The organism is Rhodococcus sp. G6(2025), assembly GCF_058628105.1.
On sequence record NZ_CP179752.1, the window covers coordinates 69,299 to 94,272 of the forward strand.

At 62.6% G+C, this 24,974-nt stretch carries 16 protein-coding genes, 1 pseudogene and 1 CRISPR repeat array (1 of these 18 cut by a window edge); of the genes and pseudogenes, 9 read left to right on the plus strand and 8 right to left on the minus strand.

Translation table 11 applies throughout. The annotated features are described in order from the left end of the window. Positions 1-29: 29 nt before the first annotated feature. Complete coding sequence (locus ACLIVD_RS41505; RefSeq protein ID WP_491933588.1) at positions 30-2,024, plus strand: cutinase family protein; 1,995 nt, start codon at positions 30-32, stop codon at positions 2,022-2,024. 334 nt (positions 2,025-2,358) lie between these two features. Beyond that, positions 2,359-2,694, plus strand: coding sequence for a hypothetical protein (locus ACLIVD_RS41510; RefSeq protein ID WP_491933589.1), 336 nt, complete (start codon positions 2,359-2,361; stop codon positions 2,692-2,694). Positions 2,695-3,465: 771 nt separating this feature from the next. Here the strand turns inward: ACLIVD_RS41510 and ACLIVD_RS41515 are convergent. After that, positions 3,466-5,052, minus strand: a complete 1,587-nt coding sequence (locus ACLIVD_RS41515; RefSeq protein ID WP_491933590.1) for a hypothetical protein — start codon at positions 5,050-5,052, stop codon at positions 3,466-3,468. 442 nt (positions 5,053-5,494) lie between these two features. On the opposite strand from ACLIVD_RS41515, the gene ACLIVD_RS41520 reads away from it, so the two are divergent. Next, a complete protein-coding gene (locus ACLIVD_RS41520; protein ID WP_491933591.1) occupies positions 5,495-6,298 on the plus strand; it encodes an alpha/beta hydrolase in 804 nt (267 codons plus the stop codon). Positions 6,299-6,517: 219 nt separating this feature from the next. On the opposite strand, the pseudogene ACLIVD_RS41525 reads toward ACLIVD_RS41520, so the two are convergent. Continuing rightward, positions 6,518-7,885: pseudogene (locus tag ACLIVD_RS41525) on the minus strand (RNB domain-containing ribonuclease); the annotation flags it as partial. A gap of 696 nt (positions 7,886-8,581) precedes the next feature. Continuing rightward, positions 8,582-8,836 carry a hypothetical protein gene (locus ACLIVD_RS41530; protein WP_491933592.1) on the minus strand — a complete coding sequence of 85 codons (255 nt, stop codon included), beginning with the start codon at positions 8,834-8,836 and terminating at the stop codon, positions 8,582-8,584. 159 nt (positions 8,837-8,995) lie between these two features. Between ACLIVD_RS41530 and ACLIVD_RS41535 the strand changes: the two genes are divergently transcribed. Then, positions 8,996-9,946, plus strand: a complete 951-nt coding sequence (locus ACLIVD_RS41535; RefSeq protein ID WP_491933593.1) for a barstar family protein — start codon at positions 8,996-8,998, stop codon at positions 9,944-9,946. 245 nt (positions 9,947-10,191) lie between these two features. Here the strand turns inward: ACLIVD_RS41535 and ACLIVD_RS41540 are convergent, their stop codons facing one another. Then, positions 10,192-10,755 (minus strand): LysR substrate-binding domain-containing protein, encoded by a 564-nt coding sequence (locus tag ACLIVD_RS41540; protein ID WP_491933594.1) that lies wholly within the window; start codon positions 10,753-10,755, stop codon positions 10,192-10,194. Here ACLIVD_RS41540 and ACLIVD_RS41545 point away from each other — a divergent pair. Further along, positions 10,687-11,304, plus strand: coding sequence for a uracil-DNA glycosylase (locus ACLIVD_RS41545; protein ID WP_491933595.1), 618 nt, complete (start codon positions 10,687-10,689; stop codon positions 11,302-11,304). The two genes, ACLIVD_RS41540 and ACLIVD_RS41545, sit on opposite strands and share 69 nt — an antisense overlap. 102 nt (positions 11,305-11,406) lie before the next feature. Here the strand turns inward: ACLIVD_RS41545 and ACLIVD_RS41550 are convergent, their stop codons facing one another. Beyond that, entirely contained in the window at positions 11,407-12,159 is a 753-nt protein-coding gene (locus tag ACLIVD_RS41550; protein WP_491933596.1) for a hypothetical protein, read from the minus strand. Positions 12,160-12,540: 381 nt separating this feature from the next. Here ACLIVD_RS41550 and ACLIVD_RS41555 point away from each other — a divergent pair, with 381 nt between their 5' ends. Then, positions 12,541-16,554 carry an AAA domain-containing protein gene (locus ACLIVD_RS41555; protein WP_491933597.1) on the plus strand — a complete coding sequence of 1,338 codons (4,014 nt, stop codon included), beginning with the start codon at positions 12,541-12,543 and terminating at the stop codon, positions 16,552-16,554. A 10-nt stretch (positions 16,555-16,564) separates the two neighbouring features. Next, positions 16,565-17,038, plus strand: a complete 474-nt coding sequence (locus ACLIVD_RS41560) for a hypothetical protein (RefSeq protein ID WP_491933598.1) — start codon at positions 16,565-16,567, stop codon at positions 17,036-17,038. A 9-nt stretch (positions 17,039-17,047) separates the two neighbouring features. Here the strand turns inward: ACLIVD_RS41560 and ACLIVD_RS41565 are convergent, their stop codons facing one another. Continuing rightward, positions 17,048-18,184 (minus strand): DUF2188 domain-containing protein, encoded by a 1,137-nt coding sequence (locus ACLIVD_RS41565; RefSeq protein WP_491933599.1) that lies wholly within the window; start codon positions 18,182-18,184, stop codon positions 17,048-17,050. 607 nt (positions 18,185-18,791) lie between these two features. Between ACLIVD_RS41565 and ACLIVD_RS41570 the strand changes: the two genes are divergently transcribed. Continuing rightward, on the plus strand, positions 18,792-20,192 hold the full coding sequence (locus ACLIVD_RS41570) for a hypothetical protein (RefSeq protein WP_491933600.1): 1,401 nt from the start codon (positions 18,792-18,794) through the stop codon (positions 20,190-20,192). A gap of 405 nt (positions 20,193-20,597) precedes the next feature. On the opposite strand, the gene ACLIVD_RS41575 is transcribed toward ACLIVD_RS41570, so the two are convergent. Beyond that, positions 20,598-21,464 carry a hypothetical protein gene (locus ACLIVD_RS41575; protein WP_491933601.1) on the minus strand — a complete coding sequence of 289 codons (867 nt, stop codon included), beginning with the start codon at positions 21,462-21,464 and terminating at the stop codon, positions 20,598-20,600. Between the two features lie 1,069 nt (positions 21,465-22,533). Next, a complete protein-coding gene (locus tag ACLIVD_RS41580; RefSeq protein ID WP_491933602.1) occupies positions 22,534-23,562 on the minus strand; it encodes a hypothetical protein in 1,029 nt (342 codons plus the stop codon). A 628-nt stretch (positions 23,563-24,190) separates the two neighbouring features. On the opposite strand from ACLIVD_RS41580, the gene ACLIVD_RS41585 reads away from it, so the two are divergent. After that, entirely contained in the window at positions 24,191-24,751 is a 561-nt protein-coding gene (locus tag ACLIVD_RS41585; protein WP_491933833.1) for a recombinase family protein, read from the plus strand. A 95-nt stretch (positions 24,752-24,846) separates the two neighbouring features. Next, positions 24,847-24,974: direct repeats of the CRISPR family, unit length 23 nt; unit sequence ACCCCCGCGTTCGCGGGGAGCAC; it runs 322 nt beyond the window's last position.

Sequence of the window (24,974 nt, forward strand, 5' to 3'; positions counted from 1 at the left end):
CAGTGTCCCTTCCGGTAATCGAGGTACCAATGCCCGCCAGACGTTCGAGAACCCGTCGCACGGTCGCACTGATCGCCACTGCGACCGTCGTCGTCGGCGTCGCTCTTACCGCACCCGAGATCGCCAACGCCGCCCCGACCAACTGTGCGGCGACCTTCAACCTGCTCATCCCCGGCACGTGGGAGACCAACGAGAACGCAGACCCGAACCAACCCGTAGGCATGCTCGCCCCGGTCGCGGCGGCAATCGAGGCACAGAATGGCGCCCGCGCACAGATATATACGCTGCCATACATGGCGCGCGCGTTCGACAACGGCCACACCTACGCCGACAGCAAGACCGACGCGGTCAGCAAGGCCACCGCCGTGTTGAAGTCCTACGCCGACAAGTGTCGGGGCGCGAAGATCACGATCACCGGATACTCCCAGGGTGCAGACGCTGCAGGCGATCTCGCGTCGGCGATCGGAAACGATCAGGGGCCGGTCGATGCGGACCAGGTCCTCGGTGTGGCGCTGATCGCCGATCCCGGTGCCGGCACGAAGGGCGCCGCGACGGTGGGGCCGACGACCTCCGGGGAGGGGATCGCCGGTCCCCGGTCGCAGGGCATGGGCACGCTGTCGGGGCGGGTCGCCTCGATCTGCGATCCGAACGACCTGTACTGCTCGATCCGCAAGGGCGCCAACCCGTTCCTCGGATCGCTCGGGTCGATCCTGTCGAAGACCCCCGGCGACACCGGTGCCAGTACCGGTGGAGGTGACGCGGCGGTCGCCACCGCGCTGACCTCGGATTTCACCGACGCAGACCTGCCCGGTCTCGGATCGACTGTCGACGCGCTCGGAAGGCAACTGTCCGGCAGCGACACCGGCGGCTCGATCGATGTAAACCAGATCGCCGACACCGCGACCTCGCTGAGCAAGACACTCAGCCCACTGGCCGACCTGCTGCAGTCCGGCGCCGCGAACACCGCCGCCACCGCGCGGCTGGCCGCAGCCCCAGTGGGCACACCGGAAAACGCGGCCGCACAGGTCCTCACCACAGCCAGCCACGCGGACCTGGCCGGTGCACTCGACTCGGTGGCCACGATCGCGAACACCGCAGCCAAACTCGCCAATAATGGCGCCACCACCCTGCCCGCCACCGCTGCCGAAATCTCTCAACTCGCGGGCACCGCCGCATCACTCGGTAGCCAAATCGCACCCGTCGCCGCCACCCCGGCAGATGCCCTCTCCTCCGCGTCGAGCGTGCTGTCGGTCCTCAAACCGAAGGTCGTCGTCGACCAGGCACTGAACGTCGTCACCGGCGTCACTGCCCTCGATATTCCGAAGATCCTGCACAACCTGATCGTGCTCCCGCAGAAGATCGCCGCCGGCGATGTCCGCGCCGCCCGCGATACCGCCCGAGAGCTGAACGTGCAGTTCGAGCCGCTGGTGAAGATGGTCGCCGGTGTCGACTTGAAGTGGGTCTCCCAGATCCTCGCGATCATCCCGGACCCGTCCGGGTACACCCAGATCGCAGCGTTGGTCACCAGCATTCTCGGCAACGTCGACGTGATCAAGCTGGCCAACATCGCCGGTCAAGCCCAGGAAATTGCGTGGGCCGCCGCGGACAAGCTCTTTCCCCCGCCCGGGGTACTGCCCGACCCGGTCGGTGCTGCGGCGCAGACCACGGCGTTGATCCCACTCGGCCTCGACCTCGCCTCGGTGGCCGCGAACATGCTCACCGGCACAGCCAGCAAGACCGACCCCGCGCTGCTCGGCAAGCAGACCGATCCCGTGGGGAACGCGATCACCACGCAGGCGCAGACCCTCGACCTCGCAGGACTCGCCGGGTCGGTGTCGACGATGGCGCAGTCGCAGGGGGCCGAGGATCTCGCCGCGGTCGTCGGGGAGGGCCTGACCGCGGCCAGCTTCTTCGCCTCCGGTGCACACCAGAGCTACCAGAACCTGGTCGTCGACAACGCCGGCCGCACCGCCATCCAGTGGGTCTCGGATTGGCTGAACCTGCAGATCGACCGCGCCGTCTGACGATCCGACCGCGTCCGAAGTCGAAGAGGAGCACCGGAAAATTGGCCGCTCGAGTACACCGCCCCACCTCCTGTTGGGTGACCTGCCCGCACTGCGACAAACGCACCTACTTCACACGCAGGGATGCCCGCGCAGCACGCACCCATCACGAAAAGCGTCAGGGCCTGTCGATCTACCCCTGCCCACACCAAGAAGGGGGCGGCGACCGCTTCCACGTCGGACTCCGGCCAGAGAGGTTGGGCCGCGGCGCCATCGACCGCGACACGCTCGCCGACAATCAGCGGACGGCACTCTCCGAAGGCAGGTTCGCAGCCGGAGGTGCGCGGTGACCCTGATGAACGCCAAGGGATCACCCACCACCCCGATCCCACTCGACCCCGGCGCCCGCATCCGCTTCGGCATCGAACCCCGCCGCCCCTACACCGTCCGCGCACTCTCGGAGCACTTCGTCCTCTGCACCCGCCAACGCGACTTCGCCACCACAGGTGAGCTCGTCTACACGGTCATCGACTGGCGGAACGGAATCCGCGGCCCGGTCAACGGGCAAAGCGCGGACGTGAGCACCGATGAGCAATGCCGCGACCTCCTTCACGACCTCGAAACCGACCGGTGGGAAATCAGCCACCACAACCGCGTCCAACTCGACATCCTCGATGCAGGCAAGCCCTGACCGAGCTCACACGAGAGAACTTATCGCGCCACGGATCTGGTCCCGGTCCTCCGGCCCCTGCCCGACGGTCACCGTGAGGCAATAATGCGCAACGTCATTGGGGCGCCCACGGTCAGATGTTCCGTAACACCGCGCTGATGGTGGCTACCGCCGGTTCGGTGCGCTGTCGCGGCAGGAGCTGGAGCGGGTCTGCTACGCCGAGTCAGGGGCTTGGCCGGCGACGTCCGGTTTCGCGGTCGAGCACCGCGCGTATCCGACTTTCAGGTCTTCTGGCGTCGGGAATCGGTGCCGGTTTCGCAGTATTTTCGGATGGACCGACATCTCACGTCGTTCATTATCCAGCGCGTCATACCGGAATTTTCAACCGAACATCTATACCGAACGGGTCGCGGCCGATTCACCAGCCACAGGTTCGCCGTGGAGCGCTGTCCTCGGGTGTTCCGGTACAGCGAAGGCCAAAACGGACCCTGGTAACCGCAGAACGGCACTCAGGGCGTTCCCTTCTCCTCAACATGGTCTGGATCGAATGACAGCGAGGTTGGCGAGTCGATCGAACATTTCGAGTCCGCCTGCCTCAGCTTCGCTGCAGGGCGCCGATCTCCGGTATGCCGGTATCGGCCGGCAGCCGAACACTCAGAAGGGTGTACAGGTGGTTTTAGGTTTGAGGTAGTCGGCCAGCTAAAGCGTTATTGCTGGTAGTTGGGGTGTGGAGCCTGGTTGCCGCCAGCGTCCGAGCCGCAGCGGCGCCTGCAGGTGAGTCCACTCAAGTGGTCAATATCGGTCTTCTCCCGAGACCATGACTTCACACAACGGTAGCCGCCGATGCTCCTCCACCCAGTTGGTTGTGGGTGGCACTGTAGCGGGGCTGTCAATTTCGATCACGATGGAGAGCATCTCTTTTCGTTGCGCTGCCTCCGCCGTAACGACCTGCAGAACTTGCCGTTGTTCCGTGCTGAGTTTGTCAATGAGGGGGTTTACCGAGGTCGCCAGATGGCTTTCGCGGTCGTGCAGGACCCAGTCGATCGAGCCGTCAGGCAGTGCCACGACGACCAGTAGAGCACGGTCCGGATTAGGTGGTTCATCGAGCCCTCGGCTCCGCTCAATTTCCCGGGACAAGGCAGCGCGCCACCTAACGAAGCGGGTCATCCACGCCTGTGGCGGTTCAGTTTCCATCACCCTCTTGGCCCCGACAGTAATGCGTCCTTCCTTCTCAAGCACAGGAACGCCTATGGCAGCCAGCGCCGTGTGCGGATATTTGTTGATCTTGCGGCGCAGCTGCTTGAAGGCGAACTTTTGGAGATCGTTCACGGCATCGATGGCGGACTTGGCCTCCGCGATAGTTGGAAGATATCCGGCATGAATTACCCGATCTCGGACACGGGCTACCCGCTCCTGCCATTCTTTGACGGGCCCATCTTTGTCTTTTTGCCACAGCCCGCCTAGCCGATCTGCCGTGTACCGAGCAGCTCTAGGCTGAGCAGTCGCCCGGACATCCGAAAAGACCTGCGTAGCCGCGTCCTCCGGACGCATCCCATCCTCCCAGAGGAGGTGGCGCAACAAGTCGTCGAGCAGCACCTCTGCGGCGGTCGCCGAAGCGAGTAGCGATGATCGGGCGTCGCCACGGTAGAGCAACGCGGTTTCCGCATCATGGTGCGACTCAAGGAAGCCTGAGAACACTCCGTCATCACGGTCCAGCATCATCGCCACCGAGTCAGTCCCGCCCTGGTCTAATACGGGGGAGGGAAGCAATGGGCGGAAATTGTGAAAGATCGTATAGGGTGCCAGCCCGGCATTGAGAACTGGCTTTTCACCACCGATTCGCCCCCGTCCAAAAGGAACGGTCGCCGGTAGCGTTTCGATCGTCAGGAGTCGGAGCGGCCACTGTGATACGAAACTGTATGCGAGCTGTAAGCGACGGATCTGTCTCACTGCATCCTCAAGGATGCAAGCGAATTGGGTGTCGGGTTGCTGTTGGTGGTCGTAGGTGATGTAACCGACCTCCGCGACCGTAAACGTACGTGCGTGGCTGGCGCCTGGAGACTCATTGACCAGATCTTGCTCCCCGTCGGGGAAGGCGCGCCTCGCCGCAGCGAATGCCGCGTCCTGCGGGGAGTGAACCGCATCGGACTCCTCGATTTGCCAAATGAAAAGCGATAGAACACTTTGCAAGTGCTGGAGCTGGGGTGCCGCGCTTACGAGATCCCTATTGGCAGCGGCGAAGGCATGTTGCTCAAGAGGCGACCGCAGGGTGGGGAACTTGTAGACGCTGCCATGAGGAACTCCCATGTGGTCTTCGAGCGGCAAGAACCAATACACGGCAGGAAAGGTCGGCTCGTCGCTGCCTATCTCTGGAGTCACAGGGGTCAGCCTCTCATGTTGTATTTGCACACACGAGTCGGCGATAGCGTGATGGCATTACCGCAGCCGATACGACCTCGAAATGGTGCAGCCCTCTGTTGATCAACTCGTCTCAGAAGAGCGCTGCACATCCGAGGACCAACCTGCTCACGGTGCACTCGACTCTCGAAACTGACAGGTTCGCCGTGGATGATGCCGGTCTCCGGTGTGCCGGTATAGCGAAGGCCAAACGGACCCGATTACCGCAGAACGGCGCTCAGCCCGTTTCGCCTGCATCGGCCCCGGTCGTGCCCGGTATAGCGATGGCCAAAACGAACCTCGAAAGCTGAGAACGGCGTACAGCCGGGTTTCTGCTAGATGGCGCCTGCTTACTTAGCGCAATGACACACTGATTGGTGACCCACAAGTGCGACTGCCAGCTCTGAACGCGGAGGAGTCAGCGATGCTGGAGGTAGTCGAACGGGGGTACTCGCAATGGGAGTGGCCCATCGTTGCTCTTCGTGCACGGCACGTGGCATGCAGCATGGTGTGGGATGAGCACTTCCTCGACTTCTTCGCTAGCAAGGGCCACCACGCCCTCGCGGTGAGCCTGCGCGGCCACGGCGGAAGTCCCAGCCCGAAGCCGCTTCGCTGGGTGACGATCGCAGACTACGTCGACGACGTGGCCGCGGTCGCCAATGAACTTCCATCGAGACCGGTGGTCATCGGCCACTCCATGGGTGGGTTCATCGTGCAGAAGTACTTGGAATCCCACAGTGCTCCGGCCGGCGTACTGCTGGGGTCCGCTCCTTCGGGCGGGATTTGGCGGTCGACGCTCAGAACGCTGCGGCGGCACCCACGCGCACTCCTCGCAGAATCACTCACACTCAGTCCGTACCGTCTCGTTGACACCCTGGAACTGGCTCGCGACCACATGTTTTCAGCACAGATGCCCGATGCCGATGTGGAGCGATACTTTGCCCTATTGCAGGAGGACAGTCACCGGGCAATGCTCGACATGCTGGTCCTCAATCTGCCAGAACCGAAGCGTGTGACAGCACCGATGCTCGTGCTCGGCGCCGATCAGGACCATGCCTTCTCGCTCAAGGAGGTGCGAGCAACAGCGCGCGCTTACGGCACCAAGGCTGAGATCTTTCCGAACATGCCGCACCACATGCTTCTCGAGCCGGGGTGGGAGAGGGTCGCCGAACGGATCGATGGCTGGCTCCGCCAGTTGCAGTCTGGGGCCCCGAAATCTCCCGAGTGAAACGAGCGGGTGACTCTCAAGGCCGGTCCAACCGTCCCGATCCGAACCTTGCGGAAGGTGGTGTGTGATGAGCCTCTATTACATGTTCCCGTGGGTCCAGCACTTCGACCCGATCTTTCGCTGGCTCATAGAAATGGGTCTGTGGTGACCGACATACAGGTGGACCTGGACACCGCCACCCGTGACGAACTGGTTGTCAGTTTCAGAAGTCGGCTGCACGTGATCGGCGCCGTGCGCTCGGCTGTCGAGAGTGGGCTCTGGTTGGTCGGGGTGGGCTTGCCGCCGCATGGAGGCCACGCTCGGTCCCATCTCTGGGTGTGTGGTGGTCAGGGTGTCGACGATCCGGAGTTGGATCGGGCGCCATGAAGGATCGGCGATGTCGACGAGTTGTGCGGCATCGGAGGCGGTCAGTGCATCGGCCTCGAGGCGGCGGCCGAGTTCGGTGGCGATCTCGTTGCGAAGCGGTCCGGCGGCTGCGGATTTGAGCACCTTGTGGAAGGTCCGGGCATCGAGAGCGGTGAGATCGCGTGCGGCCTCTTGGGCCACGATGCGTTGGTCGGTGTGTTTGAAACGGTTCTTCTTCGCCTCCCGCGCCTGTCGGGTGCGCCGGTTCAGGTCGGCGCCGAGGGCAGTGAGCTGCTCGCCGGTGTAGGGGGTGGGGGAGTGGTCGAGGTGGGCGAAGATGATCCGCTGGTTGATCAGGTCGGCCACCCGCCGCAGTGGTGAGGTGACGTGGGTGTAGGCGCTCAACCGTAATCCGTAATGGCCGTGCACCGTCCGGTCGTAGGTCGCGGCCCGCAGCGTGGACAGCAGGCGCCCACGCAGTTTCGCGAACAGGTCCGGGTCCCCGGCCGCGGCGGCGATCTCATGCATCAGCTCGTCGGTGCTGCCGGCGACCGGGTTGGGCCGGTGATTGCGGAACAGGATCGGCAACCCCTGCTCCACACACCAGAGGGCGACCGCCTCGTTGGTCGTGATCATCAGCTCTTGGACGATGACGTAGGCGACGGTCCGCAGTTCGGCGGCGATCGCCACGATGGCCCCGTCCTCGTTGCTCGCCCATCCACGGGTGAGGTCGTAGAACGCGAGGGCACCGCCGTCGCGGCGGGCGGTCAGCAGGACCTGCGCGGCCGCATCCGCCGCGGCCAACTGGGGGTGCAGCGGATGTGCCGCGTCGGTCAGGATGCCGGGCACCTCGGCGTGATCGACCGCCACACACCGGCCCGACGGAATCTCCCCGCGGCCGACGGTGACGTCGACGAACCGGCCGTCGGTGGTGATAGTGCCGGTGATCCGCAAGCTGGTCCGCTGGGAATCGGCGGTCAGGGTGGCAGCCTGCTCGGCAGTGTCGCCGAGCATCGGAATGGTGCGGCTGCGCAAATACCGCGTCTCTGCGCGCAGGAACGCCTGCTCGTCAGCGACCGACCCCAGTTCCACGACATCGGCGACACCGGCGATATGAACCTCGACCGCCCACCCGCGACCGCCGGCGAGGGGGATGACGGAGAAGGCGTCGTCCCGGTCCTCCGCTGACGCCGAGTCGATCATCAGCAGCGTCGACACGTCGGTGACTGTCGAAGATCTCATGGTCGCCGCACCCCCTTTGGTTCTACAGGCCACCGACGATAACCAATTTCACCAGGCCGCGTCAGCGACGCGCCCCCTGGAACAAAACCTGCGGGTCATTAAAACCGGCTTAAGGTACGGTCTGTTCGCCGCGGTGAACAGCCGACAAAACAGACATGTCTCGATGCCGCGGGCCCACGTATTTGACCCATCCGGGTGGCGTGCCGCCTCGAATCGCACGGTGTGCGTCCTGCGGCAAGTGCTGCGGCTCGAGAAGGTGAGATCGCTATGACTTCGGTTCCTGCCCCCACGCCCGACCCTGCGTAGTGAATCGAAGACTGTTGCCGCATCCGACCTGGGAATCAGTCTGGGCACGATCAACACCCACCTGATCCGGATCCGAGCGAAGTGCGCTGCCGCCGGCCGCCCCGTCGCCGACAAGTCCGGCTTGTCGATCCGGGCGCTGCAGGACGGACTGGTGTCCCTCGCTGAACTCTGACGCGGTTGGGCCCTGCATGCCCCAACGGGGCAGAGCGCTACAGAGGAACGACTTGTCGACCCTGGTTCACACTGTGGGGCCTTGGCCGGGCACTCTCAGCAGGGCTCCGGCGGCCGCGTCGCGACGACCGCGGACGGCGGGCGGCGGACAACAACGTTTCACCTGTTCGTCGTGCGGATTGGCTGGCGTGCGCGTGGTGTTAGCAGGCTCTCGGGTTCTCAGGGTGTCTTGGATTGCCGAGGCACAGGCTGGTCGCTGAGCCGTGCTGCCCGGGCATTCTCGTGGGCGACTATCGCTTCTTGCCAGTCATGATCGGTCAGAGCGGCGTGGTCGCGGGCGACTGGGGGTAGGACGCCGAGCTGCGCGGCGATCTGCGCCCACGACATGCCCGCCGCAAGGGCCTCGGTCACCGCCCTGGCGAGGAGGTCGTCGGTCCGATCGCCGCTGGCGGCAGCCTGGCTGTCAAAGTCCACCGGAAGGTCCAGCCTGGCCCGCTGGATGGGCGCGCATTGTTTGATCCATCCCCGTGACTGTATCGGCGTCCAGAAATCGATGACCAGGTCACCGATCGGTGGTCGGTCGTGTTCCGCGTGCTCACCCGCCTCTACGCTCGGAGTATGGCGCACAGAGGTGTGTTCGATCCGACTGACCGCGAGGTGTTCAACGAGCAGCGTCAACGCTTCGACTGGAGCCTTCTGCAGAACGGCAACGTGCACCGGTATGACACCGCGTTCCAACTTGACAGCGCTTGCGCCCGCCTCACCGATCTCGGCTACCTCGTACACCGCATCGACGCCCATCCATGGACCACCGTCGCGAACATGCACACCGCTTTCGCGAAGGCGATGTCCTTTCCCGCTTACTACGGCCGCAACCTCGACGCGTTCAACGACGTGCTCTCCGACGTCGCCAGGTTCGACTACGGCAGCGATCCCGCAAGCTCTGGGACCGTCCTCGCCATCGCCGGATACGACACTCTCGCAGGAATGGACCGGCGCACCGCCGGCATAGTTCTCGACATCTTCGCGGTCCAAGCGCGTTTAGCCGCTCTCTACGCGCACCCGATGCTATGTCTGGTCGAATCCACGGTCACCGACTATCCCGCGGTCGGTGGCCGCCCGGTCTACTTCGGCAGCGTCTGGGATCTCGGGCCGGATCCGCCTGCGCCGTTTCACGACGGGGATCTTGTCGAAAACGTGTTACAGATCTATGCGGACGAAGCCACCGCCTCCAAGTACGTCGCCGCACTGCACCCAGTCCTTGCCGACACCCTCGCAGCCTTCGGCCACTGGCAGATCCCTAATCCTGTGCTGGCCTCCGAGCGCACCGCAGCGTTTCACGCCAAGCATCGACCGAAACCACCTCCGCCGGGAACTCGACTGTGGGAGATCTTCATCGGTCTCCGAGGCGCCGGGGACCACACCATTCTCGGCGACCAACTCGTGCACGTCCTCTCGGACGCCGGAATGCATTTCGATCAGCTGATAACCAGGTTCTACACGGCCGGAACCGAGGAACGAAGGCAAGCTCTGAGTCGCTATCCCGACCTCCGACATCCAGACGATCCGATAGATGAACGCTGATCGGCCACGTTCCGGAAGCGGCGCCATTACCGGAAGCTGCTGACCTGCCCTTGTCCAGGACCTGGACTGTTCGGCCTAGAACGGTGATCGCAATCCCAGGGCGAACAGTCCGGTGTCGGTGGCGGTCTCGCCTCCTGCGCATCGGCCGGGTCCGCCCTCGCCCTTCGCCCGGGATGTGGTTTCGCTGCGCTCGCTACCCGAGAGCCAGTCACGGCGCGCTCGCGAGACATGCGGGTGGCCGGTCTTTAGAACACCAGGTCATGTGGGTCGTCGAGGAAGGTGACACGACAGAAGTCGATCAGTGCGCGAGCACGTCTGGTCAGCGTGTCCGACAGCCAGGCGAGGACGACTTCACGTTCAGCGGTGGGGTCCTCGATGGGGCGTGCCGCAACCGGCCGCCCCTCGTAGCTGACGTCGATCGGCCACTGCTGAACCCGGATCGAGTAACCGATGCCTCGGGCGACGAGGCTGCGGACGACCTCGATCTTGGAGCTGAAGTGGCGGATCCGGGCTGTGAGCCCCACCGATTCGAGTAGCTGGGCGGCGTTGCGCGCACTGGGAACGTCGAACATGATCGAGGGCTCGTCCGCTAAGTCGGCGAGTTTGATCTCACGCTGCACGGGCGAGCGGATGGTCCTCGGCGAGAATACGGCTTGCTCGTGGGGCGTCAGACGAACGACTGCGGGCGTCTTTGTGCAGGTCGGTGGAGATTGTCGGGTGGGCGTGTCATCCTTCGCGGCATGCCGAATGGACGCAATGCCGACCCTGACGTTGTCGCTGAGAAGATGACGCGTATTCGTGACCCACATGTGAGGCCGCTGAATGCCCTGGCGGATCGGGTCGCCGACTCCGCCGGACTTCCGCATGGGCACATCCCTTATGTCGACCCCGACCAGGGCGGTATCAAAGCCCGGGTGTTGGTATTGCTCGACAACCCGTCCACTAAGGCTGAGGCGGGAACTGGGTCTGGTCTGTTGAGCCTGGACAACAACGATCGCACTGCCCGAAATTGCCGAGAGGCATACGCGCGCCACGGTGTTGCCTGGTCCCAGGTGGTGCACTGGAACGTTGTTCCCTTCCCCGTGGCAGGAGTCAAGAACGGTGGATCGACTGCAGCGGAGAGGGCCAAGGCGGTTCCATGGACCCGCGAGTTCGTCGAACTATGCCCAGACCTCGAGATGGTGTTGCTGCTGGGTGCGGCAGCACGGGATGGCTGGGAACGTGCAGGAATTGGACGAGACGTATACGTCTTCCCGGGCAATATCCCACATTGTTCGGACCGCGGCTTGAACTCAGCCGGAGGAAGGGAGCGGTTCGAAGCAGCGATCCTGAATGTTGCCCGTTCGCTCGCTGGCTGAGCGCGCGACTCACAACCGCCGGGGCCGGTACGGCGAGGCTCCACCGGGCGCGAAGAGTGATGAAGCACCGCGCCTTCCCAACCTTTCGGACCGACGAGCGGCTTAATCGACGGTGGGCGAAGTGCGCCGGTCCTCCGAATGGAGGTCGCCGAGCGCTGTCTCCACCGCCATCTGTGTGGCCTTGGTGATGCCCTTGGCCATGAGCAGATTGCCGCTGGCGCCGATCGCCATTCCGATGCCGAACGGAGCCGCCTTCCCTATGACCAGGAGCCCTTGTCGGGTTCCCCATTTGGTGACGAAGTTGACCCCTAGGACGCGATTCACGGAACGGATGGTGGTTAGAGGGACCGACTTAGTGAGCAGCTTTCCGAGGTGGGCGCCTGTGCGCCCTGCTGCTTTGCCCATAAAGGTCGAGCCCCCGCCGCCTGCAAGGACGGTCAGGACGACTGCCTTTTGGTGTTCGAGGTCAGTGATCTCGATTCCGTGGACGCGTAGCACCGACAGCACATGCGCCGCGGCTGCCGTCATGAACCAGGAGGTGTCAACGCCCACAGACGCCACGACTGCGACAGTGCCGACACCGGGGACCGCGGCAGCCCCACCGGTGGCCGCTCCTGATGCAGTCACGCTGGAAAGGAAGCTGGTCTCCAGTTTTTTGACCAATTGCATGTCAGTTGCGTTCGGGTGCCGGTCTCGAAGCCTGAGGACGCGGCTCTCCACCAACTTGCCCGCCGAGACGAGAGATGAGTCGAAGAGCTTCATCACCCCCGTTGTCTCTTCCTCGGGCCGAGACTCAGTTCCTTCCGAGTCGGGGGTGGACTCCGCAACCATGGTCCCTCGTTCCTTCTTGCTCATTTCGATCCGGGCGACTGAGCGCATTTTCGCAGCATAAGCGGTGTGACTGACAGTCTGAGCGGCGACACTGTACCGCCGTTTGGCATCACCTTCGAATGTCATTCATTCAAACGACATTCGATTGAATGACAGTGAACTGGGCAGCCCGAGGCTGCGATTCAGCAATTCGAGGTGTGATTGATTTGCGGCGACCCCATGCCCGATGTCGTGGCGTACATCCGAACCTGCCAATGTCACAATGATCGCCATGCCGAACAGTCGAGCAACCCCCCGGCTACAGAACTTTCGCCTTGTGCGCGGGTCCTGATGGCCGAGTTCTCACCCGGGTGGTCTCGACTGGTTCCACGGCAGGACGGTCGAGGCGAACCAGAGGGACGAGCGATGGCAGAAGAGAGTGGTGTCGGGGCACGTTCACGGTTGGTCGCCGCGGCGATTGAGCAGTGGCGCAAGGACTTGATCGACGTCGGCAAACGCAACACACTGCTGTATTACCGGGACCTTAAGGCCGGAACACTGGATCTCGGCGATGCCCGTCCCGAGCCACTGACGGCGTTGTTGGCCGGGCGCGCGGTACAGATGTCAGCGTTGTACCCGGACGAGACCAGGCGACTGGAGGTCCTGAAGCGCCTGCGGACGATCCACAAAAAGATCAGGGAGCTCCACGAAGAACGTGGCATCAACGCCGGCTACCTCACCTCGGGCATGGCGACCTGGCACGAGCCGGAAACGCAGCGCGGAGCTGCAAAACCAGCGGCGCCTGTGATTCTGCGGCAGATCGTGATCAAGCCTCGGTCTGCAACCGAGGACGACTTCGAGCTGACGCTCAATGACGAGGTCGAGATCAACCCGGTGTTGTTGCATCGACTGTCCGACGAGTTCGGTATCGACATCGACGGTCAGGATCTGGTCGAGTTGATCCAACCGTCGGCACCTCTTGACACGCAACCGGTATTCGAGCGGCTGTGCAAGCAGGCCGGCCAGATGGCGGGCTTCGCGATCGAGAACCAGATGGTCATCGGGACGTTCACCTACGCCAAGCTTCCGATGGTGAACGACCTGCAAAAAGGTGTGGACCTGCTCGAGGCGCACGACGTTGTTGCCGCGCTGGCTGGCGACCGGGTCGCACAGCAGGCGATCCGTGGTGACGGCGGGGCAGGGATGGACGAGTCTCTGCCCGATCACACGCCGCCGCAGGATGAGTTCCTTGTCGCCGATGCCGACTCGTCCCAGAACTACGCCATCAACGCGGTCGTCGCCGGGAAGAACCTTGTCATCAAAGGACCGCCGGGCACCGGCAAGAGCCAGACCATTACTAACCTGGTGGCGACGCTCATCGCACGTGGATACCGGGTGCTGTTCGTTGCTGAGAAGCGGGCGGCGATCGACGCCGTACTGTCGCGGCTGCAGCGGGTCGACCTCGGCGGTCTGGTGATGGACCTGCACGATGGATCTCCGAACCGCCGCAAGGTCGCCCAGGATCTGGCTGCAACGCTCGACCGTGCAAGCCAGACGCCGCCGACCAACCTCGCTGACCAGCACCGCGATCTGGCAACGAACCGCGAGCGGGTGCTCGCACACACCCGCTGCCTGCATCAACGCCGGGCGCCGTGGGATATCAGCGTTTTCGACCTACAGGCGAGGTTGCTCGGTCTGCCGCGCCAGAACATCGACTTCCGGTTCCGCGGCGCGGATTTGCAGCGAGCAACTGAGACGTTCATCGGCACCGCTAGGGATGAGGTCGTCGAGTACGCCGAGCTCGGCGGACTGACGCGGTCGGAAAGTCCGTGGAACGGCGCGCCGATCACCACGCCCGAGCAGGTGCGCGTGGCCCTCGACTGTGTCACCCAGCTCCGCGGCCACACCCTCCCTCGTGCCGCGAACACGCTGACCGCGATAGTCGGTGAGACCGGTCTTGCGGAACCCCAGACTGTGAGCAACTGGCCCGATCTCTTACGGCTGCTCGACGGTGTGGCCGACATTCTCAAGTCCTTCACCCCCGAGGTGTTCGAACAGGATCTTTCCCCGCTCATCGCCGCCACCGCAAGCCGCGGGTGGCGCAAGCAACACGCGGTCACTCTCGGCTGGGGTGAGCGCCGTCGGCTCCGCAAGCAGGCACGCATCTACTGGCACGCGGGAACTCCCACGACCGCCGATCTGCACACGAAGCTGGTGGCCGTCCAAATGGTCGTTGTGCAGTGGCGTGAGGCCTGCAGAGACGGGCGCGGTCCGCGATTGCCTGCCGATCTTCCCGCAGTACATGGCGCGTTCGAGCAGCTCACAAACAATCTGGCGGCGTTGACGTCCCACCTCAACCAGCCCGTCGACCTCGAGACGCTGAGCATGGTGCAGCTGTCACGTCTGGTCGACGACCTCATCGCGGATCAGGCCACACTGCACCGGCTGCCACGCCGCCACCACCTCGAAACCCGGCTGCACGGCGCGGGCCTGGGCTCATTCCTCGACGAGTGCCGCCGCCTCCGCATCAATGCCGATCACGTCGCTGAGTTACTCGACAGCGCTTGGTTGCAGTCGATCCTCGATGAAATTTCCTTCACAGATCCCACCTATGGCGCCTTCCAGGGCTCGACCATGACTCGCACGGTGACGGCGTTCCAGCAGGCGGATACCCGGCATATCCGCACGACCTCCGCTCGGGTGCAACGCGCCTGCTCCGAGACACTGTTCCGGGTGCTCGATGCGTATCCTGACCAAACGACACTGCTGCGGGCCGAGGCGGGAAAGAAGACTCGGCACCGGTCGATGCGTGAGCTACTTGCCGGAGCCCCCGATGTGCTCATGGCCCTCAAACCCTGCTGGGCGATGTCACCGCTCGTCGTCAGCCAAGTGCTGCCCCTGCAGCAACTCTTCGACGTGGTGATCTTCGATGAGGCAAGCCAGATCCCGCCCGCCGACGCCATTCCCGCCATCGTTCGGGGCAAACGAATCGCTGTCGCCGGAGACGAGCGACAGCTTCCCCCCACCAACTTCTTCGGGGCTGCGTCCACCGACGACGATCAGCCAGAAACTGATTCCGACACCGTCGCCCTCACGTCCGGTTACGAGTCGGTCCTCGACGCGTTGACCGCGATCGTGCCGTTCCGAGGCCTTGCCTGGCACTACCGCAGCCAGGACGAACGTCTCATCGCCTTCAGCAACGCCCACATCTATGACAGGTCGTTGACGACGTTCCCCGGCTCACACACCGAGGGTGTTCTGCAACACGTCCAGGTGCCCTTCAGCGCGGATCCTGTCGCTACGGAGGAGTCCACCGCCGCCGAGGTTGACACGGTCGTCGCGCTGGTTCTCCAGCACGCGCAGGACCGGCCCGACGAATCGTTGGGTGTAATCACGATGGGCCTCAAGCACGCCGACCGCATCGAAGCGGCCCTGCGTGCCAAGCTCGGCGGAAGACCCGAGCTGAACGAGTTCTTCCTCGAAAGCCGGGATGAACGATTCTTTGTCAAGAACCTCGAGCGGGTGCAGGGCGATGAACGAGACGCCATCATCCTGTCCATCGGCTACGGCAAGAGCGCCGACGGACGCATGGTCTACCGCTTTGGGCCGCTCAACAACGACGGCGGCGAGCGACGACTCAATGTCGCCGTCAGCCGTGCCAAACGGCGGATGACGCTGGTCAGTTCGTTCGGTTCGACGGACCTGGACCCGAACCGGTTGCATGCCCGTGGAGCCCAGCTTCTCCGCGAGTACCTCGCCTTCATGGAATCCGGCGGCAAAGATCTCGGCTCCTCGACCCCGGTTCCCCCCGCTCTGAACCCCTTCGAGATCGACGTCCGTGACCGCCTCACCCGCGCCGGCATCCCGTTGACGGCCCAGTATGGGGTGGGCGGCTACCGCATCGACTTCGCCGCCCAACACCCCGAGCAGCGCGGGCGGATGGTGCTGGCCATCGAGGCCGACGGCGCCAGCTACCACTCATCGCACACCGCGCGCGACCGTGACCGTCTGCGGCAAGAACACCTAGAACGGCTGGGTTGGCGCTTCCACCGAATCTGGTCCACGGACTGGTTCCGTGATCCCGACACCGAAGTCGCCAAAGCCCTGACCGCTTACCAGATAGCAGTCAAGGACAGCGACTCCCATCAGCGCCCGCGCCACACCCCGGAACCGGCAACCCCCGAGTCCGAGTCGATGCCCGATCCTTTCCTTAGCGCCAGCAGAACCGGAATCAAACCCGCCATCTACCCAGGCGTCCCGATCACCGAGTACACCCAAAGCGACCTGGTCGCACTCATTAAATGGATCAAGAGCGACGGACTGCTACGCACCGAGGACGCGCTGGTACGCACTGCCATGGAGGAACTGGGATACCGGAGGAAAGGCGGACGCATTACCGTCGCACTCGAGAACGCAATCCGGTCTGCCCGCGACGGATAGATCGTTTCGAGTGGACGCTCACGTCACGTCGTCGAGGTGGACACAGGCGCTGACCTTGGGGGGCGCCACCGGTGTGGCGGTATGCGACAGTGACCCGCTGAAACTGCATTACAGCTGGTGCTTGGCAGCAGTGGGTGCGGAACCGGTCACGCGATTCGAGCACGAATTCGCCGCTGTCCGGCAGATGTTCGCCCAGCGTCGTCTCGGATTCGCTGATGTAGTGCTGCTGTCGATCCCCGATCCGCAGCAACTGGTGATGCAACGCAATGGCGACCGCACTCGCCGGCGCGGTCATTTCGATCTGCATGCCCGACTCTCCGATCCGCTGGCCGAGTGGTACGCAGTCCTAGATCGACTCGACCAGGGCCGCGTCGTCGCCGGCTACCCGTCTGAGCTCGGCATAGCGTCGCTCGCCCCACCTCGGCCAGACCGCCACGACATCGAGTTGCTGGAGAGTTTGGTCGCCGAGCTGCCTGCACTGTGACGCAAGACGTTACTCGGTCGCGAGTTTCTCTTTGTTCGCCGCATAGTCCCCCAGAGATGCGGTTATTGCTTGAGTAACCCCCCTATAGGGACTCGGTGTTGGTGACAGCATGGTCTCGACATACGCGTGCCCGCGGGAAGCGCCGCAGATGAACAGATTTTGCGGACTTACAGCTTCAAAGCAGAACCCGTCTACCGTTTGACCTGGCGGTTCGTACTCCCCGTACGCAGTTTCCCAACGGTCGAGTTGCGCGTTTCCTCTGGCAGTGGCTGCCTCAACGGTGGGGTAAACCTCAACTGATGCGTATACAGATAATTTGCCAGTAGGGTCCTCCATTGGCACTCGGACAGCGGCAAGTTTTTGGACCGCAGATGGATCTTTAATCCCGATGTCGTGTATCTCGCCGGCCTGTAGGGACGCAGGAAGTTTCTGGTCGAAGGGTCCAGTCGCGACGTAGGTTGCCAATTCTCGTGTGTCGACTTGTGGCTCGGGCGGACCTTTCTGGGGATTCACGAGAAAGACCGAGAGTGCAGAGGCCGCGGCAATGAAGACTGCGGTAGGAGGACCCAAGCGCTTGCGCCAATGTGTAGGCAAGACAAGCACTACCGCGGCAGCCATCAGACAGGCGCACGCGAAGAATAGGATCCGCAGTTTGTCGTCTGCTACCGCGAGGGCCAGCACTACCATCACAGCGATTGTCCCGGCGCTTAGGAGTATGGCTAGCAAGATTCGTGGCCACGTCCGCCTAGTGCTCTCAATCGGCAACTGCGTGTTGTAGCTGTTCGACGGTCCATCCTGTGTGTATTCCGGCGGCGAGCCCTCGCGCGGGGCTTGCGCGTAGTTTTGCGGTGGTGTCTCGCGCTGCTGGGATCCAGCTCTTGAGTAGCTCTGACGAGGTGGCTGTTGGTGTGACTGCGAAGGATGAGCTTGGGCCTGAACTGACGGGGAGACGAACTGCACGTCTGTCACCTGCCCACCGGGATCGCGGATGAGGACTTCACCGCCTCCCGCTTGCGCGACCTCGCCGCGTGCGACCTCAATGGCCTCTGAACAGCTGTTGTGCAATGAAGTCGGCAAAACTTGGGGTCGTACACGGACCGCCCATTTTCCGCGACCGACCGGATCGACTATTCGGTTTACTGACATATCGAGTCACATTCATCAGTCCATGCAGGGAGCGACCGGTCTGTTTAGTTTGCTCCAATGCTGGATGCCTGTCATTGATCGTTTGAAAGGGAAAAGAACCCACTCTGTGCAATGGACGGCAGCGACGGTAGCCCGTCCATGACGCAGCGTGGGCCACCGAAACATCACGTGGACTACGTGAAAGACAGCAGCGGAGCGACTAAAGATATCGGCCGTTACTGGGACACCAACTGGTGAGACACCGGAAGGGGATGGTGTCGTCGACGCTAGCGGAGGCCGCTCGGGATGTCGTCGTGCCGTGCATAGAGGCACTGAACTGCGGTGTCTCCGACGCCGACCCTTCCTCCTGGGCCCGAGCCGGATCGCCCGGCAAACTTCGTTCGACGATCACCTACTACAACCCTCGGGAATTGCATCAGACGGCATCGCGCAGAAGAGCCTGCCGGGATTCGCGATCACCGTGAGATTGGGAGAAATTGACCCTGGGGTGCGGTTCATCAGCCCTAGGGTTGGTGCTCGTCCCCGCAGATGCGGACAAGGGTTGTCGACATCCACGAGGGTGTTCCGCCAACCGAAGGGGTGCCCCGGACGATCAAAGAAGAATCCCATGTCCGATCCAGGAATACCCTGGGCAACAATCATCGAGAAACTGCGGTGGGGGCAGATGACCGTGGCCGAAGCGGCCGCAGCGGCGAACACCACCGTCGCGACCGTCGAGGCGGAGCTTGAGACAGCGGCATTCCTCGGAAAGCACGGCCCCGAAGCTGCGCAGATGGCCGAGAAATTCATCGAGATGCGCAAGTTCGTAGACGCTAAGAACGCCGCCCAGGCCGCCAAGAGCGTCCAGAAACTCAGTCAGGGCGCCCGGGCCGTCAATAGAGCCGCCCAGGCGGCCCGACCCTTCGGTGCTGTGAAGAGAGCTCGGGAGGCCCGGCTGCTTCTCGGCCTCAGTGGGCCCGCTCTGGTCCTCCTCGTAGTCGGCATCGCCGCGATCGGCCTGATCGGTGCCGTCTACGTGAACTACGGGAACACCCCGGTCCAGCCCGGCCCGAAGATGTTGAACCGCCCGGCCACCACCCAGGTCGAGGAACCTGCGTCGGGGGATGAGGGCATCGCTCCCGTCGAGCCCGCACCCGACCCGGGGGACCCCGGGCTCGTTCCGGCCGAGCCCGCACCCGACCCGGGGGACCCCGGGCTCGTTCCGGCCGAGCCCGTGTCCGATCCGGCGACGCCCGAACCGGTTCCGGCTCCGGCGCCGCCCGCTCCACCCGCTCTGGCTCCCGCGGATCCGGCTCCCGGGGATCCCGCTCCGGCCGACCCGGCTCCCGCTGATCCCGTACCTGTGGGCGCTCCCGCTCCGGCGGCGCCTGCACCCGCCGCGGCGGACCCCGTAGAGTCAGCCCACGCCCCGGCCATGCCTGCTCCGCCGGTAGAGCCAGCGTCGCCGCCGTCGATACCCGACGCCCATGACGGAAATGCACCCGCGCAATCCGCACCGGCAATGCCCGCACCCCAGGTCGAGGCTGCACCGGCGCCCCAAGCCCCTCCGATCGAAGCTGCGCCCGTGGCCCCGATGCCCGATTCTTCACATAGCGCTCCGCCTGACATCGGCGGATACGGGGCGGATCCCGGAACCTACACGGACCCGGGGGCGACGTACACCGATCCGGGGGCGACGTACACCGATCCGGGGACGACGTACACGGACCCGGGGGCGACGTACACCGATCCGGGGGCGACGTACACCGATCCGGGGGCGACGTACACGGACCCGGGGACGACGTACACCGATCCGGGGGCGACGTACACCGATCCGGGGGCGACGTACACGGACCCGGGGGCGACGTACACGGACCCGGGGACGACGTACACCGATCCGGGGACCTACACCGGAACCGACCAAGGCACATACAGATTGCCGCAAAACTGGTCGGCTGAAGACACTCCATGCGGCGCTTCGGAGTGCGCACCGGAGTACGGAGATAACCCAAAGGCAGCACAGAATTAGCTCTGCAACAGGCCCGATGTGCATATCTACCGGCCCCGCTCGGAGGGGCCGGTAGATTAGTTTCTGGTTCAGTCTGCGACAGCGCTCCTCTGCCTGCCTCCGCGAATGGTGATACCTCCTCTGCGGATCTGGTCGTACTGTGCGAGCATGGCACCCTCGAATTCCAGGACTGCTGCAATCTTCGAAGGTGATCGTCAGGGGATTGGGCACGCCGACCTCCGCGGTGATCGGACCCATCCGCTCCGCGCGGCAAACTTCTCGAAGCTCCTTGGACTCCCACACGTCGGTGACGCGGACACCGCCGCCGGTGTTGGTGACCCAATGGTCCGCCGAGTGGCTGTCGTTGGTAGAGGAACGAGCCCCTGGATAGTTATGCGCTGCTTTGGGTTGTCTCTCATCCGACCGCTACTGAGGCGCTGCTGCGTGAGACAGTGCTGCGCTAGTTCGCGTCTGATTAGGTACAGAAAACGCGACTGCTAGAGAGATCAGCCCGGGCACCACGATTCCTGAGAGCAGAGCGAGACCGACTACAAGCGAATTAGATGACACCGCTGTGCGAGTCAGAATGCCTGCGAAGACCGGACCAAATATCGCAAACCCAATAATTCCTCTCGTCGCCCATCGCATTGACTTGAGGGGGAGGGCAACGTTATCTGTTGGTATCGAGTCCACCATTTGTTTCGTTCTACGAATTGCCACACCGGCGCTCGTTGTGGTTAGCGTCAGGCCCACGACAATGACGAATATTACGACAGTCAAGTGCGGGCGTCCGTCAAACATAACGTCGAGGTAGTCGAGCGTCGTTGCAACAAGTAGAAGCGTCGTTGTTGTGATGGTCGCGATTGTCATCAGGCCACCCAGGAATCGCAGGTTCTTGTCCGCTGTAGCGGACGATATCGTGACATGGGACGAGAGAAGCCAGCCGATCCCGCCGACCAGCGCGGTTCCCCCAACGGCGAGCATTCCACTGGCTGGCATGCCCTGTGTCCACACTCGCATACATGCTTCCGTCACGACTTCGCCATCGCCAGTCTCCGGCCGGCTTCCCGTTATTAGACTGAACAAGTAGCTGTCTAGCCCTAATGCCAGGAGGGCAGCCGAGAACAGGCTGATTGTTTGGGAGTCTTCGATCTCAGGGCTGGGGCGGCCGAATAGCATCACGATGCCGGTGAACAAGAAACCTGCTAGCACCCCTGCCAGGGTCGAGTTGGTGGAGGCGGAGGCAACAATACTCCAGTGAAAGTCATCAGCGCCGCAGGTTTCGTCAAACATAGTTCAGGCTCCGTCTAATCATCTCGGCAATGTCTTTGAGTATTCGGTGGACCGGGTTTTCGCTGGAGATGTTTGACATGGCGAGAGTCCTTCTCTTAAGAGGCACCTCGGTAACAGAGAGACCGGTCGGTTCCTAATTTGATCGTGCTCCTCGCGACTGCGCGTGTCACTGCTGATTCGCGCTACTAACGACTGCGCTTGTTTGGTCGTTGTCACTGCAGTCGCTACAACGGATGAACAAGGGGGTGCTACTAGTAGGGGCACCTCCCGGTGACGAGCGAATCCGGAGGCTGTCTCGGTATCGGCCGTAGAGTTGCCTCATCGCACAAGCTTCGATTACGGCAGCGGCGTTGAAGCGGCAACCGGCTCTGCCCCCGATGCTGGAACGCGCTGAACTGAACCGGGTCCCGATAGCGCTGTCGAGTGAAGAAGCCTGACTCAGGCGAATAACGGGGCCTCGGCTGTTCTGCCTTGGATGGTTATGCGCTACTTCGGGTTGTCTCTCATTCGGTCCCTTCTGAGGCGCTGATTCGTGAGACAACTTCTGTTGGTAGGCGAGCGTCTACGGATAGAAGGACATGCGGATATACGGATTTACGGATCTTGCCCCGACGGGGTGGTCGTCTTGGTGCACTCTGGCGAGCTATCTCTATGTCCGTCGAATCCGGAACTGTCTCGGTACCGACCGTTATCGAGAGCCCGCCTCATGAGACACCGCAAGGGAAGCGCCGCCGATTCGGGATCGTAGGGTCCCTGGATAGGTAGGGTGTGCCGGTGATTGTCGCTGTCGAAGGGCCCAGTGCCGCCGGAAAAACCACGTGGTGCCGCGCAATCGGTGGTCAGTTCGTCGCCGAATACAGCCCGACAGGGCAGGAACCGGACGGATCCGATCTGGCAGAGCAGGCGACCTACTGGGCGCAGGTCTGCCCTGGATAGTTATGCGCTGTTTCGGGTTGTCTCTCATTCGGCCATTTCCAAGACGCGACGGGGCGGAAGACGCCACATCCATGCCAACGTCCGCCGAGAGTGTCGTCGTGGTGGGACACCGCCCCAGTCCCTCGCGCCGCGGTCACGGCTTGACAGAGGGGCCCGAGAGGCAGATCGCTGCGAATATGCCGAGCGGGAACAAGTATCCAAATAGCAGTATAATTCCCCAAGATGGTTGCAGTAGTGATAAAGACTGGGTCGTTGAAATCGCTGCCAATAATGAGGATGCAAACGCTAAAATTAGAATCGACAACACGGTCGGTTTCATGCGTCCGGCGTGCACGTCCTTGGGTTTTCTAAAATCAAATTTCTTCTTGAACCGTTTTGTTCGCACCCAAAGAGTGCTACCGCAGGCAGCGATTGTCATCGCTCCGGCGGCGACTAATCCTGGCCATCGCACCCACCCGGGTGGAGCACGATTTCCCCCCATCAACGATAAATAGTTGAAATAGTCATCTATCCTTTTTCCTAGCAAAATGGTAGCCGTCACTAGTGTTACCCCAATTATGCAGGCGCCCACTTCGACCAGAGACTTACCCGTTGCAGTTAATCTTCTTGGATAGGAAGATCCAACTTTTTTGGATTGTTTGCTAGTGGCGAAAGTAGCAAGAAGCCACCCAATTCCGGCAGCAAGGGCGGTACCCCCGACGGCCAACATTCCGCTCGCATATAGGCCTTGAGCCCAAATTTTCTGACAGACTTCCCTCTTCTGCTCTGCGAGGACGCGAAGCTGCTCGATTATTTGAGGATCGACATTCTCGACATTCTCGACATTCTCGATAATCGAGACATTCCCTATATTCTCTATAGCTTCGTCGAACGTGTTCAGTTGCGAACCGGTAATCATGCTGAATAGGTAGCTATCTAGTCCGAGAATAACAACCCCAGCAGCAAATAGGGCAATTGACTGCCCAACTAGTTCTGATCGACCCTTTGTCAGAAACAGAACGGTGATCGCAGTAATCATAAAGCCGCCCAGAACTCCGGCAAGGGTCGAATTTGTACCCGCAGAGGTAATAATGCTCCATGGGATTTTGGTCGTGGCGCACTGATCGTTTGGAACTGTACCGATAATTTCTGATATCGAGGAGTCAGCTAGCAGCGAGAGCAAGATCGTTCCCTCCTAAACTTGTTTCATTCAGGGCGAGTGCTCGCTAGTTTCTACAACCCGTTTCGTTAGCCACGCTCACTGAGATCGTGCAAATCTGGGAACCCTAATCGTCCGCTGCAGGTCAACGGAAGGTCAAGACTGGTTGGTCCTTTTTTGAGGACGGTTTGGAGAGCATAGGTGCCAGGCTTTTGCATAGTTATGCCTCAGATGCTTGGGGGGTGGTGGCAATCTCTTCCTGGATGGCAATACAGCCACCGGTGAGGTCGTTCTCAAGAGCGCCTCGTAGAGGGCGGAGTCAGGCGACCCGTTCGCTACGCGATCCCTCGTCGAGGACGTCACGCGTCATTGGAGATCGAGCAGCGGCGTCGTCGTCCCCGACGGCAAGGTCGGGGTGCGGCGCGGTGCCTCAGTAATGGCCGTTACTGAGACGGTCAGAGTTGAGACACCGGCCGGAATCGGGTGGTGCCGGCCGAGCATCGTCCTGGACGAGCCCGACGGCTGCTCGACAGACGTTCTGGTGCTGAATCGGCCGTTGGCGTTATCAAACTGTGACGTGTCTCAGAAACCCGTCTCACCCTCTCATCTGCCCACTGGAGGGTGTCAGACGTTTCTGGGACAGTCATCGCCTGTGAGCGCCGTATTCGGGTATCTGAGGGTAAGTGGCACCGATCAGGTGCTGGATTTGCAGAGGGACGCTCTGGCGGCCGCCGGGTGTTCGAGAGTCTGGGAGGAAGTGGCGAGCGGTGCCAAGAAGGACCGCCCCGAACTGCTGGACCTACTCGGGCATCTTCGCGCCGGCGACACCCTCGTAGTGTGGCGCCTGGACAGGCTCGGGCGATCGTTGAGCCATCTGATCGAGACGGTCGAAGGCCTCCAGGAACGCGGGGTGGCATTCAAATCGCTCACGGAGACGATCGACACTTCGTCTCCCGGGGGGATGCTTATCTTTCAAATCTTCGGCGCGCTAGCACAATTCGAAAGAGCGTTGATTCAGGAGCGGACGGTCGCCGGACTCGCTGCAGCACGGGCCAGGGGGAGGGTCGGTGGGCAGCCCAAGGCAATCGACGCAGCGAAGGCGCGTCATATTCGACAGATGATCGAGGCCGGGACCCCGAAGAGCGAAATCGCCTCAGTTCTGGGGATCGGCCGCGCGACGCTGTACCGGCATCTCTCGGCCACGTCGCCATGAGGCGCTGCCCCATGGCGACAGATGTTTGTGCACAGCACTTCTGACCACTGGGGATATCAGAAGCCCCTGACGGGGGAGCGTCAGTCGTTGGGATTACCCCCGCGTTCGCGGGGAGCACCTGATCACGGACGCGACGAACGGTTCAGTGCTGGAATCACCCCCGCGTTCGCGGGGAGCACGCGAGGACGCCAGCCACAGCCGCGTCGATCTTGGGATCACCCCC

Excerpts from the sequence above, each read along its gene's own strand:
- ACLIVD_RS41505 (WP_491933588.1), top strand. The coding sequence starts at position 30 with ATGCCCGCCAGACGTTCGAGAACCCGTCGCACGGTCGCACTGATCGCC.
- ACLIVD_RS41510 (WP_491933589.1), top strand. The coding sequence starts at position 2,359 with ATGAACGCCAAGGGATCACCCACCACCCCGATCCCACTCGACCCCGGC.
- ACLIVD_RS41520 (WP_491933591.1), top strand. The coding sequence starts at position 5,495 with ATGCTGGAGGTAGTCGAACGGGGGTACTCGCAATGGGAGTGGCCCATC.
- ACLIVD_RS41545 (WP_491933595.1), top strand. The coding sequence starts at position 10,687 with ATGCCGAATGGACGCAATGCCGACCCTGACGTTGTCGCTGAGAAGATG.
- ACLIVD_RS41540 (WP_491933594.1), bottom strand. The coding sequence starts at position 10,755 with ATGTGGGTCACGAATACGCGTCATCTTCTCAGCGACAACGTCAGGGTC.
- ACLIVD_RS41550 (WP_491933596.1), bottom strand. The coding sequence starts at position 12,159 with ATGAGCAAGAAGGAACGAGGGACCATGGTTGCGGAGTCCACCCCCGAC.
- ACLIVD_RS41555 (WP_491933597.1), top strand. The coding sequence starts at position 12,541 with ATGGCAGAAGAGAGTGGTGTCGGGGCACGTTCACGGTTGGTCGCCGCG.
- ACLIVD_RS41565 (WP_491933599.1), bottom strand. The coding sequence starts at position 18,184 with ATGTCAGTAAACCGAATAGTCGATCCGGTCGGTCGCGGAAAATGGGCG.
- ACLIVD_RS41570 (WP_491933600.1), top strand. The coding sequence starts at position 18,792 with ATGTCCGATCCAGGAATACCCTGGGCAACAATCATCGAGAAACTGCGG.
- ACLIVD_RS41575 (WP_491933601.1), bottom strand. The coding sequence starts at position 21,464 with ATGTTTGACGAAACCTGCGGCGCTGATGACTTTCACTGGAGTATTGTT.